Below are 12,116 nucleotides of genomic sequence, written 5' to 3' on the forward strand. Positions count from 1 at the left end.
TTGCCTTGAATGCTGCCCCGTGATTCCTTCTCGGTCTTTTCCCCATTGCCGCTGCTCCTTTCTGTTCCCCTATTTTAGAGCAGCTTTATCACTTATGTCCCTGTCTATTTTTTCCAGACCAGCTCTTTCCTGGGAATACAAAGAAACAGAGAGCATGGTTTAAAGAAATATTTTATGAGGGCCATATCCCCCACAAATTGATTTATCTGAAAGCAGATGATCAACTATGCTTAAAGCGACTTAAACAACGAAGGAAGAGTTCACCGGAACGCGCTCGATTTGATACGGAAGAGGTTTTTCATCAGGTAAACAGTTATTTTCAAGCCCCTACAGATGGTGAAGGGTTTAATGTTGAAGTCGTGAATCAATCGAACTTATAACATTTAAACGGAGGGATGAATTGTTGCAACATCCAGTAATCACACAAATTGAAAAAGCAGATAAAGCAATAGTCGCAGAAGATTTTGACACTCTTCTCGATATTTATACTGATGAAGCGATATTGGTTGTCGAGCCAGGAAGAAATGCCATCGGTAAAAATGCTATTAGAAAAGCGTTTGAGGCTATAGCTGTTTATTTCAAAAATGGTCTACAGGTAAGGCAAGAAGGCTTGAAGGTTCTGGAGTCTGGTGATACGGCTTTGGTATTGGCAAATACGGTTATTTCGGCACCCAATTTGCCAACTACCACTCGCAAAGCAACATACGTTTTTACTAAAAGCGCAAACGGCGATTGGTTGTGTGCGATCGACAATTCATATGGCCATGAAATTATTAGAACTGGCGAAAATGCATAACAACCGCATCAACTCGGACTGACAATTCCGCTGCGCTTCATTGCCAGCCGGTTATGCGGAGCGTTATGCTTACAAGAATACGGAAGAATTAAGACAATGTTAAATTTCGACAGCGAAGAACGAGCAATAAAGCATTTGAAGCAAATTCGCTGTGTTATGGCTACCTTGTGGTTTCTCGGTATGGCATTTATAGGAACGTTCAAGAATGAAACCGTTGCTGGATTTACTGGATTAGTATTAACGGGCCTTACCATATATTTGTATTACACTGAAAAAGAGAAAGTCATGAATCAGTTAAAATCGAATCGGAAAACAGAGCAAATAGCAACCAATCCTACTACTACGGCCTCAGTCGCAGACCCTAAGTCTTTTATGTCCAACAAAAAGATAATAATTTTGGCAGTAATTATCTCTCTTGTCATATCAGCTTACAAGGTTGCTTCTAAATATATGTCAACGGCAAACGAAAAAGCGAAACTTGTTAGTACCGGTATGAGCATAGATGAGGTTGAAAGCATTTTAGGTCGCCACGACGACAGTCGGTGGTATCAGATTTCCGGAAGCGACCATCTCTGGTGGAGATACCCCGATGGATCAAGGTTATACTTAGAGTTTCGGAAAGTCCCCTATAAACCATTTCATCCAGGCAGATTAGAAAAAATTACCACTGAATGATTTAAATGCCAAATTCAAAGGAGAACATAAATACATCGATTAAAACGCATAACGACGCGCTTCACTGGATCGCGGGATACTGCCCCGCTCCCAGTGAGCTTGTGTGTTACACATAAAAATAATAACGACAAAATAACGACAACAAGAATAAAATGACAATTATACTTGCAATTCTTGGCGCATTAATGGTCGCTTTTATTATCTACCTCGGTATCAACGCACGTCGCGGTCACAGAATTGCCGTCCATCTGGATATGTTTGAAAGGTTATATGACAAAACCTTCGCGGATACCAAATCAAAAAATCTGGCGTTATCGACCGGATTGATGCAGTTCAAGATATGCCCTCGTTTTTCTCAACTGACAAGTGATGATATTGATTCAATTACATCTATTCTCGCGCCATTGTCAGACCCAAAGGCAATAATCAGTAGAATTGTACTGCAAATGGATTCAAAACGCGCAGTGAGAGCTTTAAAAGATGCTGACTTCTTGGCAGACATCGCCAAGATTTACGAAAAACAACCATCAAAGGAATTATCGGATGCTGAGACAGAGATTTTAGAAGAGAAGGCGGAAGATTTGCTTGCTTCATGTCGTACCTTGCTCGGCATATTGCAGCCGACCTTGTACCGTAAGTACCCCGAACTGCTTACCTTATCTGACGACACAAAGGTTACTTTTTTCGGCACTATAGCTTTCGTTTGGACTGCTTGTGTCAGACTGCATTTTGATGTATCAGAGGAGCGACGTACTGCGATAGAGCGGTTAGTTCAAGACGAACTGGAGAAATGGCATCCAGACGCACTAAACGAATACGTGAACCTACACAGATTCGCGTCGGAACGGCTTGAACAAGAACCAGATAGAGAAGAACGCGGTCACTTGGTATTTGCCCTGGCTGCACTCTGGGCAGTGGCTAAAATAACCAATGAAGACCAAGTGACCGGGAAAGGCATCGAAATAGCTGAAACATTGGCTGCTCTGTTTCTAGAGGAGACGACGGGATATTGGAAATCGAAGAATGTGTAACAATTCATTTCACGGGATCGCGTAAAACGCTCCCCGTGAATTCAAGCGTTACACAAAAGGAGATAATATGAAGACAAAGAATATCGTGATCAGCTTGTTCGCACTTTTCATTATGCCAGGGTGTGCAGCAATGTTAGTGCCTGAGACAAATGATCCAATTGAGAAGCTTAAGTGGGCAGGTGAATTATTTGACCGTCAAGAGAGGCCCTTACCGGCTGAGAGGCTGATCAATGAGGCAATCGAAATATGTAAGAACAACAATAATCAATCATGCCTCGGCAGAGCTTACCTAAACTATGGTTTCTTTTTTCGATCTCCATCGATAAGAAAATGGGAAAAAACATATAAGGAAAGTGGCTTCATTGATAAAACGGCCACTTATGAAAATCGACTGATAAAATCAAAGGAATATTTTGAGAAGGCTATAGCAAGCTTTTTACAAACAAATGAATATGATGCACTCACGAGCGCATATTTGAATCTTGGCTTTGCCTATTATTTCTTGGGTGATCATAAAGCTGAATGCGAGCCATATGCTAAGAGCCTCGAGTACCATTTAAAAAATATTGAAGCTAACCCAAATGCAGACGTTATTCTTCCGCCTGGGTTCTCAAGCTACAAAGAATATTTATCTGTTCAGCAGAAACGTGCAGGCTGTTTATAAAAAGAAGGTACTACATGACGAGATGAAATATTGTATAACAGTTCACTTCAAGGGATCGCGCGGAACTACCGCGCTCCCCTTGAGCTTTGGCGTTAGCAGGAAAAGTAAGATGAAGACCACACCCCTCTGTTGCCAAAATGCACACAATGTGCTAATCTACCAATAAATGAAATATATAAATTGGAATACTGAAAAGAGCCTAAAACTTAAAGAGTTAAGAGGAATCAGCTTTGAGGATGTGGTTTATTATATTGAGAAAGGCGATATTTTGGATGACTATCTGCATCCAAATCAAAAGAGATATCCAGCTCAGCGAATAATGGTAATTGGCATAGACAATTACGCATACCTTGTGCCCTATGTTGAGGATGAAGAAGAATTATTTCTGAAAACAATCATCCCTTGCAGAAAGGCAACGAGTAAATATTTAGGAGGAGAAAAATGAAAACTAAACTGACAAAAGAAGAACAAGAGATATTAGATAGCTATGAAAGAGGCGAATGGATGCCGGTCAAAAATCTTGCAGCAAGGAAAGCAGAGCTCAGAAGGTACGCAAGGAATACCTTAAAGAAGGATAAAAGACTAAATATAAGAATTTCCGAAAGAGACTTGAATGAACTGCAAAAAAAGGCAGCAAGCGAGGGCTTACCCTATCAGACATATGTTTCAAGCATAATCCATAAATTTATTAACGGCAAACTGATAGAAGCAAAAAATTGATCTGCTAACAAATCACTCCACGGGATCGGCGGGTAACGACCCCGCCTCCCCATGAGTTCAGGCGTTGGCCAGAAAATAAATAACGACGGATAAAGACGGTGAAGATAACTTGGATTCAGTGCAAGAGCTATGATGATGCTAAAGATTTTTGCGACATCATATATCTGCAACAATGGAATGATAAACCATTTTATTGGGGCATCTGCAATAATTCGGTTTTCGGCGGAAATCCCCGGGCAATAAAAGACAGACGACGTAATCCCCGATACGGACCATCCTATCGCCACTGGATTGAGGGTTGCCTTCAACACGGAGGAAAGTTATACATTGGACAACCGACAGAGAGAAAAAATTACAGCCTTGAAGACATCGAATTATCATTAATCGCTCAGTTCCCCTCAGAGATGAATTTGGAGAATAATGCACGAATGACAATTCAAAACATCGATCATAGTGGTGACATCCCAGAATGCATTAAATTAAAAACGACCAACGTCGATTCAGGCATCCGGAAATAGAAAATTGCCTTTTTCATTGTCTCAGGCTTTATTCTGGCCACTGTTCAAAAGCAAACAATAGACAACTTTTTGATAAACCATATATAATTCAATATGCCAACGGTCAAGAAAATTCCTGGGCCTTATCGTTATTTTTTTTATAGCTTTGATTGTAATGAGCAAATGCATGTACATGTTCAAAGGGACAAGATGATTTGCAAATTTTGGCTGGAACCGGTTGCATTGAGCCAGAACCACGGTTTTTCATCGAAAGAGCTCAATATTATACGGAAATCCATTATAAACAATAGACAAAAAATATTGGAGGCGTGGCATGAACACTGCGGTGAAATTACAGGAAGTAAGAATTAAAGATATAAAAGTTACAGAGGATACAATAACTGCCCAACTCGTTGACGGGCGCATAATCAGTGTCCCGCTTGCATGGTCATGGCGGTTATCTGAGGCGACCCCAAAACAGCGATCTAACTACAGAATAATAGGCAATGGCCATGGAGTACACTGGCCGGATATAGATGAAGACATTAGCGCCGAAGGTATGCTGTATGGTATTCCCGCTCCCCACCCCGTCAAACGTGCGATGAAATCAAAACCTGATAAAAGGACGGCCAACAAATCGCTCCAGCGGACGCGGTGAAACCCGCGCCGCTCCCCCTGAGCTTCTGTGTTATAACAAGACATAAATAACCTGACCGCTCGCCATCTTGACAAACCGTGTCATACATTGTAAACATATAGCATGATTGTTTACGAAGAAAATATCAAAAAAGCGATTACCAAGGGTTCTTTACCCAGAGATGTCTTTAAAAGATTTAACAACGTTTTTATCGCGCTTGATACAACTCACGATTTAAGCCTTTTTGACATTAAGAAATTAAAGACATCTGATAAAAGGACATACTACCGCGTCAGAAAAGGAAAATACAGGGCCATATTCTATATTGAGGACAGCAGCTGTTTTGTTATCTCAATTGCCAAAAGAGAGGAGGTATACGATAAATGGGAGTGATATCCATCAGGTTGAATAAAGAAGAGGAGCGGATTTTAAAAAAATTGTCCGAACATTTTCATGAGGACAAGTCGGCTTTGGTCAAAAAATCGTTGCATGAGCTGTATGAAAATATTCTTGATTTGGACGAAATAAAGAAATTTGAGACTAAAGAACGCAAAGGCAAAACAACTTTTTATACGGCAGAAGATATTCTGAAATCATAAGGCCGTTATAACAATTCACTTCATGGGATCGGCGGGAAACTGCCCCGCCTCCCCATGAGTTCTGGCGTTAGGCTAAAACGAACTACCCACATCAACAGCCATACCGATATATTGCTCATTCAGCCATATATTGATATACTACCCTTATGAGTAAAGTCCGTTTTGAATGGGATGAAAAGAAGGATGCGGAGAATATCGCTAAGCACAATATCTCGTTTTCACTGGCTCAGCATGCATTTTTTGATCCCAGCCGTGTAATAGTTGAGGATATCAGTCATAGCTCGGAGGAAGAACGATTTTACTGCATAGGCCGTGTCGGCGATGGCATAGTGACCGTAAGGTTTACGTATCGTGGTAATGTTATCCGCATCTACGGTGCGGGATATTGGAGAAAAGGGAGGAAGATATATGAAGAGCAAAATAAAATATACTGATCAACCTATGGGCGAGTTGAAAGTTGTTAAAGACTTTCTTCCTAAACCGGAGCAGTTGGCCTTGAAGGAGGAAAACGTCAAAATTACAATTTCTCTGAACAAATCGAGCATTGATTTTTTCAAGAAAAAGGCCAAAGAGCAGCACACATCATATCAAAAAATGATTCGGCGCCTAATAGATTGGTACGCCTCGCAGTATCAAAAAGGTGCCTAACAATTCACTCCATGGGATCGGCGGGAAACTGCCCCGCCTCCCCATGAGTTCAGGCGTTATGTATTAATAAAAGGCCAATTAAAATGCTATGATATGAGAAAAGATGAGAGAGGTTTAATATGAAAACTAAATTGAATATGATTTATTGGAAGGGCAAGAAATACTGGGTAGGCAAATTGCTTGAGCGTCCCGACATAATGACTCAGGGCGAGACCCTTGCTGAACTTGAAGAAAATATGAAAGAGGCATACATGCTTATGACAATGGAAGATGTTCCTGCAAAGCACAAGATCAAGAAACTCGAACTGGCTGTATGAAACGCAAAACGTTAATCAAGAAATTAACCGCCCTCGGTTGTATTCTTGAAAGACACGGCAGTAACCACGACTTATATAAAAATCCCACCACAGGCAAAAAACAGCCGGTTCCACGCCATAATGAAATAGATGAAACTCTCGCAAAACATATCTTAAAAGAATTAACATAACACTTCACTTCATGGGATCGGCGGGAAACTGCCCCGCCTCCCCCTGAGCTCACGCGTTCGAGCTAAGGAGAAACTGGAGCCTCATGAACGAGACCAACCCCCGCTTCTGGGAGATCTTCTTCGAGGTTTACGAGGATCTGCCCCGTCAAGGTCCAGGCAACCGCACTTGCGCCGCCAGAGCCCTTGGCCTTTGCAGCGAACTGCGGGAATTCCCCGCAATCCTCGACTTGGGGTGCGGTGTCGGCGGACAGACGCTCCAGCTCGCCGAACTGACGTCCGGTTCTATCGTGGCAATCGATAGCCATGCGCCGAGCATCGAACGGCTGCGGGCGGCCATCTCGGAGCGCGGGCTTTCGCAGCGCGTCAGCGCGATCGTCGGAGACATGGCCCGTCCCGAGCAACCGCTTGAAAGTTTCGATCTCATTTGGTCGGAGGGTGCGCTCTACAGCATCGGTCTGCGGAACGCCCTTCACGTCTGCCATGGATTGGTCCGCCCGGGCGGCTACCTTGCGTTCACCGACGCGGTCTGGCGCAAGGAGAACCCGCCTCGCATAGTCAAGGCCAGTTTCGACATGGACTATCCGACCATGGGGTGGCTGGACGACGATGTGGCAGCGATACAAAACTGCGGATTCGAGCTCGTCGGGCACTTCACGCTTCCTGATGAAGCATGGTGGGACGATTTCTACGCCCCCATGGAGACTCGTATTGCTGAGTTGCGCGGCAAATATGCCAACGATATTGAAGCCTCGGCCATACTCGACCAACTCGCCGAGGAGCCCGAGATGCACCGCCGCTATTCCGACTTCTATGCTTATGAGTTCTTCGTGGCACGCCGTCCCTTTCACAGTCGCGGCCCGGAGACGAACGAAGCGCTCGAACAATGCGTTCCAGCTGACGCGGACAAGCCGCGCCGCTGAGCTTTGGCGTTCGCAGCCACAGAGGATAGGCTTCAGTAATGGCAAAAAATGCATTGTCATCGATTCTGGTGAAACATGAGCACATACTGTGATTTGCATCTCCATCTGGGAGGAAGCGTTTCTCCGGAGCTGGTGAGGCGGTTTGCCCAATCAGATCACGACGAGCACGCGCTCGAAGCGCTGGCCGAGGCCGATGTGCTGACCTTGTTTCAGGTCGTTCATCGTCTTGTGCAGTCGCCGGAGCGGGTTGAAATCGCGACAGAAAATGTGATCACCACCAGTACCACTGATTATCTGGAGCTCCGGAGCACTCCCAGAGCATTTTCTTCGGAGGCGTCGTTTCGTCCCTATGTAGAAGCTTTTGTATCGGCCTTGCGTCGATACCCTGACAAGGCCAGGGGAATACTCAGCATTGATCGCTATAAACACGATCTTACTACCGCGCGGGACATTATCGCACTTGCGCTGGAGTATCCCGATTGTATTGTCGGCATCGATATTTCCGGCGTTAATCCCCCGGGAACTCGTACCTTGCGGGGAAACGACCTGGCCGCGTGCATTGAAATCATCCTGGACAGCCCGTTGGGATTGGCCATCCACGTGGGGGAATTGGAGAGCGAAAAAGATCAGCGCGACAACACCGCCGCGTTGACGGCCATTGATCGCCGGCTGCAGCGGGACGACGATTGTATATTTACTGAGAAAAATGGGAAAGAATATTTCTGGACTGAAAGTAAATGCAAAGGGTTTGAGACGAGACCAGCCACCGATTAAATTTGAAAAGATATTTCTTGAATTCATTTTGAATTCCAAAGATACAAAGGACACCGATATTCAAAAAGCAAGTCATCTTGCTGAGGAGTCTGTCTGTCCGGTATGGCAAATGGTAAAGAATAATGTTTCCGTTACAACTGAGTATAAGATTAATGCCTGAGCAGACAGCCAACAAGCGCGTCGAGTGAGTCCCGAAAAACACGCTCCTCACGCGCGAGTTCAGGGCAAAATATAAAAAATAACTTGACAACCAACCCTTAGAATAGTACTATAGCGCTATAATACTATTAGCAAGGGAGGAGTTATGAAAAGTATTGAGATTGATTTTGATGTAGAAAAGGCTCTGTTTATGCGTCGCTCTTCAGAAGAAGTCACTTATAATGATGTGTTGCGTGATCTGCTGGGATTGGGACCAAAGAAAACTGCAACGGCATTAACTGAAACAGTAGACAGCCGCAGAGATTGGGTTACAAAGGGCGTGCGGTTTCCCAGCGGTACAGAATTCCGTGCCACGTATAAAGGGCAGGCATATTACGGCAAAGTCGAGGACGGCGAGCTTGTTGTTCAAAACAAAAAATACGGCTCGCCTTCGGCTGCAGCTGTTGCCATTACAAATAACCCCGTCAACGGCTGGCACTTCTGGGAGTGTCGGGTACCTGGGAGCAGTTCTTGGAAAATGATAAAAACACTACGAAAATAGACAAGGACATAGACCTAGTTCTCAATACTGTCTCGATAATGATAATATAAAGTCATGGAAATTCAGATAGACCCTCATACTCTGGAGCGCGCCGAAGAACGCGGCACTAATGAAGCTGAAATTAAAGACGTGATCCATTCAGGCGCGGCAATTCCTGCAAAGTACGAGCGCATCGGAAAAGCCAAGGTCTACGATTTCAAGCAAAGCAGGCATAATAAATATTATGAACACAAAAGAGTTGAAGTGTTCTATCTGATTGAGGGGGACAAGATTATTACCGTAACAGTTTATGTCTTTTATGGGAAATGGGAGGTGTAGCATGAACATAGTTTATAATGACAAAACAGATTTGCTTTACATCAGACTTGACGACAGAAAACAGGATGTCGTCAACAAGAGGGTATCGGAAGATATTGTCCTTGATATTGGAGAAAACGACAAAATTATAGGAATAGAAATACTTGATGCCTCAAAGCATGTGGCTCTTGATAAGCTTTTGCCTGTTAAATATGACATCACAAAAGCATCCTGAGATTCAGAACAGACACACCAATATTAAAGCCCTGACATTTTACTTCATGGGATCGGCGGGAAACGGCCCCGCCTCCCCGTGAGTTCTAGCGTTCTCTCTGCCAGTTGCTTCCGTTAATCCTCAGTGCTTGCAAGGAGAAAGAACTCTCGACGTGTCGGTGAACGCGCACCCTTCGGCGCACTTTTACCTCGTTTGTTTCCAGAAAAGCTTATAGTGCTGCGTCATATCTCTCCGCTTCATAAGAGACGGCTGTAAACGATATTTTTTATAATAGTAGTAATCTTAAGTGAAGGTGCAGAATGACGAGAATCAAGAATCCGTTGGAACTCTACAAGGTGCTTCCGAAAACCAATTGCAGGCAGTGCTCGGCTCCGACATGTCTTGCCTTTTCCGCAGCGGTAATCAAAGGTGAGAAACACCTCGCCGATTGCCCTCATATCCCGGACAGCCTCACCGCGCCGCTTGCTGAGTCGATCACTACGCACAAGACCATGGAGCACCGGAGAGAAGAGGCGCTTGAGCAGTTAAGGAGTACGATAACGACGCCGATAGATCTCGCGTCGGCCGCGCAAAAGGTAGGAGCGGCTATCGTTAATGAAAAGCTGGCCGTCAAATGTCTCGGCAGGAGCTTTTTTGTAGACGCTCTGGGCAATGTTACCTCCGAATGTCATACCCACGCCGGTATGGCGTACATATTGCTCGACCATATTCTCCACAGCAACGGCGCCGCTGTAGCGGGGCAATGGGTTCCGTTCGGAGAGCTGAAGAGAGGAGGGGCGATGAGCGCCCTCTTCGGGCAGACGTGCGAAAAGCCTTTAAAGAGGCTTGCCGATACCTATACGGATCTCTTCAAGGACCTCATCTATATTTTCAGCGGAGACCGGTCGACGAATATGTTTTCGTCCGATGTGTCTCTCATTTTATATCCTTTTCCTAAAGTACCTCTCCTTATCTGCTACTGGGAACCGGAAGGCGATATGGAGTCGTCCCTGCACCTATTCTTCGACTCCACAGTTGAGAGCCATTTAAGCATTGAATCGACCTATGCGCTCGGTGTGGGCTTGGCTGCGATGTTCGATAAGGTCGTCCTCAAACATAACAATACATAATTCGGGGTAGGCATTTCCTTACCCTCCCTTTTCTTGCTCTCGCACCCGTGGTATCGTCTTAAAAAGGTTCGAAGGTGATCGCGTGGTTAAGGACGATCCCGGCATCGGGGCATGGTTCTTTCTTTTGTTTGACATTTCTCCTGCGTTCACTCGAAAATACAGGATGCTGAAGGCGCTCCAGGAAAAGGTCGTTTCCGGCGGCTCTCTCTCGCGAGACGAGGCGCGCTCGCTCACCGAGGTGTCGGGGCCGGATCTGTTCGAGCTCTTCGCCACGGCCGGCAGCATCCGTGCCGCCGCGGGGCAGAGCGCCGTCGACCTCTGCGCCATCGTGAATGCCAAATCCGGCGCCTGTCCCGAAGACTGCTCCTACTGTGCACAGTCGTCGAAGAGCGCCGCAGCAGCGACGATCTATCCGCTGGTGAAAAAGGAGCTCGTGATCGAGAAGGCTGCCGAGGCGAAGGAGGCGGGGGTCAGGAGGTTCTGCATCGTCACCAGCGGAAGGAAGATCGGGAGACGGGAGCTCGGAGAGATAGGGGAGATGGTGCGCGAGCTGCGGAGCCTCGGCCTCTTGCCCTGCGCGACGCTGGGACTGCTCGATCGTGAGGAGCTCCGGGTCCTCAAGGACAGCGGCCTCGAACGCTACCACCATAACCTCGAGACATCGGAGCGCTTCTTCCCCGAGATATGCAGAACCCACACCTACCACGATAAGCTGAAGACCATCGAGGCAGCGCATGCCGCCGGTCTCTCGGTATGCTCCGGCGGGATCTTCGGCCTCGGTGAAACGTGGGACGACCGGATCGATATGGCCTTTGCCCTCAGGGAGCTCGCCGTCGATTCGGTGCCGATCAATTTCCTTATCCCCATCAGGGGAACGTCTCTCGGCGCACGGGAGTTCCTCCATCCCCTCGAGGCACTCAGGATCGTGAGCCTCTACCGTTTCATCCTTCCGCAGAAGCAGATCCGCATCTGCGGCGGAAGGATCCAGGTGCTCGGCGATTTCCATTCGATGGTCTTCATGGCAGGCGCGGATTCGCTCCTCACCGGCAACTATCTCACCACCACGGGCCGGACTTACGAGGACGACCTCCGGCTCATCAGGCTGCACGGCCTGCGGGTTGCCTGATCGCGTACCCGCCCCCGCTCCCTTTCTCCTCTCCGACGCTCCTGTTTATTCGGCCCTGTTTATTCGGCCCTGTTTATTCGGATTGACGACAGGGAATTTATCGTCTATTCTTTAATAAATTGGGAAAATTACCCTTGTGCGCCCGCCGGGGCACGCAGCGGGGCCGAACCGCCGGGGGCTGCCAGAGGCTTCCGGTAGGGT

Annotated in this window: 23 protein-coding genes; all 23 read left to right on the top strand. The window is 46.3% G+C overall.

Annotated features, from left to right (window positions below; genetic code table 11):
• Nucleotides 1-71 precede the first annotated feature (71 nt).
• Nucleotides 72-380 carry an AAA family ATPase gene (locus AB1805_00005; protein MEW5743805.1) on the top strand — a complete coding sequence of 103 codons (309 nt, stop codon included), beginning with the start codon at nt 72-74 and terminating at the stop codon, nt 378-380.
• A gap of 20 nt (nt 381-400) precedes the next feature.
• Entirely contained in the window at nt 401-796 is a 396-nt protein-coding gene (locus tag AB1805_00010) for an SgcJ/EcaC family oxidoreductase (protein MEW5743806.1), read from the top strand.
• Nucleotides 797-892: 96 nt separating this feature from the next.
• The gene (locus AB1805_00015; protein MEW5743807.1) at nt 893-1,471 is read left to right on the top strand and encodes a hypothetical protein; all 579 of its coding nucleotides are present in this window, start codon (nt 893-895) and stop codon (nt 1,469-1,471) included.
• A 152-nt stretch (nt 1,472-1,623) separates the two neighbouring features.
• A complete protein-coding gene (locus tag AB1805_00020; protein MEW5743808.1) occupies nt 1,624-2,502 on the top strand; it encodes a hypothetical protein in 879 nt (292 codons plus the stop codon).
• Between the two features lie 67 nt (nt 2,503-2,569).
• A complete protein-coding gene (locus AB1805_00025; GenBank protein MEW5743809.1) occupies nt 2,570-3,166 on the top strand; it encodes a hypothetical protein in 597 nt (198 codons plus the stop codon).
• A 166-nt stretch (nt 3,167-3,332) separates the two neighbouring features.
• Nucleotides 3,333-3,611, top strand: a complete 279-nt coding sequence (locus tag AB1805_00030; protein ID MEW5743810.1) for a BrnT family toxin — start codon at nt 3,333-3,335, stop codon at nt 3,609-3,611.
• Nucleotides 3,608-3,886, top strand: a complete 279-nt coding sequence (locus tag AB1805_00035; GenBank protein MEW5743811.1) for an antitoxin — start codon at nt 3,608-3,610, stop codon at nt 3,884-3,886. The genes AB1805_00030 and AB1805_00035 overlap by 4 nt, the downstream gene beginning before the upstream one ends.
• A gap of 680 nt (nt 3,887-4,566) precedes the next feature.
• Nucleotides 4,567-4,755 (top strand): DUF4160 domain-containing protein, encoded by a 189-nt coding sequence (locus AB1805_00040; protein MEW5743812.1) that lies wholly within the window; start codon nt 4,567-4,569, stop codon nt 4,753-4,755.
• Nucleotides 4,718-5,041, top strand: coding sequence for a DUF2442 domain-containing protein (locus AB1805_00045; GenBank protein MEW5743813.1), 324 nt, complete (start codon nt 4,718-4,720; stop codon nt 5,039-5,041). Before AB1805_00040 ends, AB1805_00045 begins: the two co-directional genes overlap by 38 nt.
• Nucleotides 5,042-5,143: 102 nt before the next feature.
• Nucleotides 5,144-5,413 (top strand): hypothetical protein, encoded by a 270-nt coding sequence (locus tag AB1805_00050; protein MEW5743814.1) that lies wholly within the window; start codon nt 5,144-5,146, stop codon nt 5,411-5,413.
• Nucleotides 5,404-5,619, top strand: coding sequence for a DUF6290 family protein (locus AB1805_00055; protein ID MEW5743815.1), 216 nt, complete (start codon nt 5,404-5,406; stop codon nt 5,617-5,619). Before AB1805_00050 ends, AB1805_00055 begins: the two co-directional genes overlap by 10 nt.
• A gap of 146 nt (nt 5,620-5,765) precedes the next feature.
• Complete coding sequence (locus AB1805_00060; protein MEW5743816.1) at nt 5,766-6,053, top strand: BrnT family toxin; 288 nt, start codon at nt 5,766-5,768, stop codon at nt 6,051-6,053.
• Nucleotides 6,028-6,267: a CopG family transcriptional regulator gene (locus AB1805_00065; GenBank protein MEW5743817.1), complete on the top strand. Its 240-nt coding sequence runs from the start codon at nt 6,028-6,030 to the stop codon at nt 6,265-6,267. The genes AB1805_00060 and AB1805_00065 overlap by 26 nt, the downstream gene beginning before the upstream one ends.
• A 119-nt stretch (nt 6,268-6,386) precedes the next feature.
• Nucleotides 6,387-6,584 (top strand): type II toxin-antitoxin system HicB family antitoxin, encoded by a 198-nt coding sequence (locus AB1805_00070; GenBank protein ID MEW5743818.1) that lies wholly within the window; start codon nt 6,387-6,389, stop codon nt 6,582-6,584.
• Entirely contained in the window at nt 6,581-6,754 is a 174-nt protein-coding gene (locus AB1805_00075) for a type II toxin-antitoxin system HicA family toxin (GenBank protein ID MEW5743819.1), read from the top strand. Before AB1805_00070 ends, AB1805_00075 begins: the two co-directional genes overlap by 4 nt.
• 83 nt (nt 6,755-6,837) lie before the next feature.
• Nucleotides 6,838-7,674 (top strand): class I SAM-dependent methyltransferase, encoded by an 837-nt coding sequence (locus AB1805_00080; GenBank protein ID MEW5743820.1) that lies wholly within the window; start codon nt 6,838-6,840, stop codon nt 7,672-7,674.
• 75 nt (nt 7,675-7,749) lie between these two features.
• The gene (locus AB1805_00085; GenBank protein ID MEW5743821.1) at nt 7,750-8,448 is read left to right on the top strand and encodes a hypothetical protein; all 699 of its coding nucleotides are present in this window, start codon (nt 7,750-7,752) and stop codon (nt 8,446-8,448) included.
• Entirely contained in the window at nt 8,381-8,608 is a 228-nt protein-coding gene (locus AB1805_00090) for an OsmC family protein (protein ID MEW5743822.1), read from the top strand. The genes AB1805_00085 and AB1805_00090 overlap by 68 nt, the downstream gene beginning before the upstream one ends.
• Before the next feature lie 144 nt (nt 8,609-8,752).
• The gene (locus AB1805_00095; protein MEW5743823.1) at nt 8,753-9,148 is read left to right on the top strand and encodes a hypothetical protein; all 396 of its coding nucleotides are present in this window, start codon (nt 8,753-8,755) and stop codon (nt 9,146-9,148) included.
• A gap of 54 nt (nt 9,149-9,202) precedes the next feature.
• A complete protein-coding gene (locus AB1805_00100; protein ID MEW5743824.1) occupies nt 9,203-9,466 on the top strand; it encodes a hypothetical protein in 264 nt (87 codons plus the stop codon).
• Nucleotide 9,467: 1 nt separating this feature from the next.
• Nucleotides 9,468-9,680: a DUF2283 domain-containing protein gene (locus AB1805_00105; protein MEW5743825.1), complete on the top strand. Its 213-nt coding sequence runs from the start codon at nt 9,468-9,470 to the stop codon at nt 9,678-9,680.
• 299 nt (nt 9,681-9,979) lie between these two features.
• Nucleotides 9,980-10,789 carry a DUF3786 domain-containing protein gene (locus AB1805_00110; protein MEW5743826.1) on the top strand — a complete coding sequence of 270 codons (810 nt, stop codon included), beginning with the start codon at nt 9,980-9,982 and terminating at the stop codon, nt 10,787-10,789.
• An 82-nt stretch (nt 10,790-10,871) separates the two neighbouring features.
• Nucleotides 10,872-11,915, top strand: a complete 1,044-nt coding sequence (gene bioB / locus AB1805_00115) for a biotin synthase BioB (protein ID MEW5743827.1) — start codon at nt 10,872-10,874, stop codon at nt 11,913-11,915.
• The last annotated feature ends 201 nt before the right edge of the window (nt 11,916-12,116 follow it).

Source organism: Nitrospirota bacterium (assembly GCA_040752355.1).
GTDB lineage: Bacteria > Nitrospirota > Thermodesulfovibrionia > Thermodesulfovibrionales > Dissulfurispiraceae > JBFMCP01.

Coding starts and splice junctions, on each gene's coding strand:
- AB1805_00015 (MEW5743807.1), top strand. CDS start 893: ATGTTAAATTTCGACAGCGAAGAACGAGCAATAAAGCATTTGAAGCAA.
- AB1805_00020 (MEW5743808.1), top strand. CDS start 1,624: ATGACAATTATACTTGCAATTCTTGGCGCATTAATGGTCGCTTTTATT.
- AB1805_00025 (MEW5743809.1), top strand. CDS start 2,570: ATGAAGACAAAGAATATCGTGATCAGCTTGTTCGCACTTTTCATTATG.
- AB1805_00030 (MEW5743810.1), top strand. CDS start 3,333: ATGAAATATATAAATTGGAATACTGAAAAGAGCCTAAAACTTAAAGAG.
- AB1805_00035 (MEW5743811.1), top strand. CDS start 3,608: ATGAAAACTAAACTGACAAAAGAAGAACAAGAGATATTAGATAGCTAT.
- AB1805_00040 (MEW5743812.1), top strand. CDS start 4,567: ATGCATGTACATGTTCAAAGGGACAAGATGATTTGCAAATTTTGGCTG.
- AB1805_00045 (MEW5743813.1), top strand. CDS start 4,718: ATGAACACTGCGGTGAAATTACAGGAAGTAAGAATTAAAGATATAAAA.
- AB1805_00050 (MEW5743814.1), top strand. CDS start 5,144: ATGATTGTTTACGAAGAAAATATCAAAAAAGCGATTACCAAGGGTTCT.
- AB1805_00055 (MEW5743815.1), top strand. CDS start 5,404: ATGGGAGTGATATCCATCAGGTTGAATAAAGAAGAGGAGCGGATTTTA.
- AB1805_00060 (MEW5743816.1), top strand. CDS start 5,766: ATGAGTAAAGTCCGTTTTGAATGGGATGAAAAGAAGGATGCGGAGAAT.
- AB1805_00065 (MEW5743817.1), top strand. CDS start 6,028: ATGAAGAGCAAAATAAAATATACTGATCAACCTATGGGCGAGTTGAAA.
- AB1805_00070 (MEW5743818.1), top strand. CDS start 6,387: ATGAAAACTAAATTGAATATGATTTATTGGAAGGGCAAGAAATACTGG.
- AB1805_00075 (MEW5743819.1), top strand. CDS start 6,581: ATGAAACGCAAAACGTTAATCAAGAAATTAACCGCCCTCGGTTGTATT.
- AB1805_00080 (MEW5743820.1), top strand. CDS start 6,838: ATGAACGAGACCAACCCCCGCTTCTGGGAGATCTTCTTCGAGGTTTAC.
- AB1805_00085 (MEW5743821.1), top strand. CDS start 7,750: ATGAGCACATACTGTGATTTGCATCTCCATCTGGGAGGAAGCGTTTCT.
- AB1805_00090 (MEW5743822.1), top strand. CDS start 8,381: ATGGGAAAGAATATTTCTGGACTGAAAGTAAATGCAAAGGGTTTGAGA.
- AB1805_00095 (MEW5743823.1), top strand. CDS start 8,753: ATGAAAAGTATTGAGATTGATTTTGATGTAGAAAAGGCTCTGTTTATG.
- AB1805_00100 (MEW5743824.1), top strand. CDS start 9,203: ATGGAAATTCAGATAGACCCTCATACTCTGGAGCGCGCCGAAGAACGC.
- AB1805_00105 (MEW5743825.1), top strand. CDS start 9,468: ATGAACATAGTTTATAATGACAAAACAGATTTGCTTTACATCAGACTT.
- AB1805_00110 (MEW5743826.1), top strand. CDS start 9,980: ATGACGAGAATCAAGAATCCGTTGGAACTCTACAAGGTGCTTCCGAAA.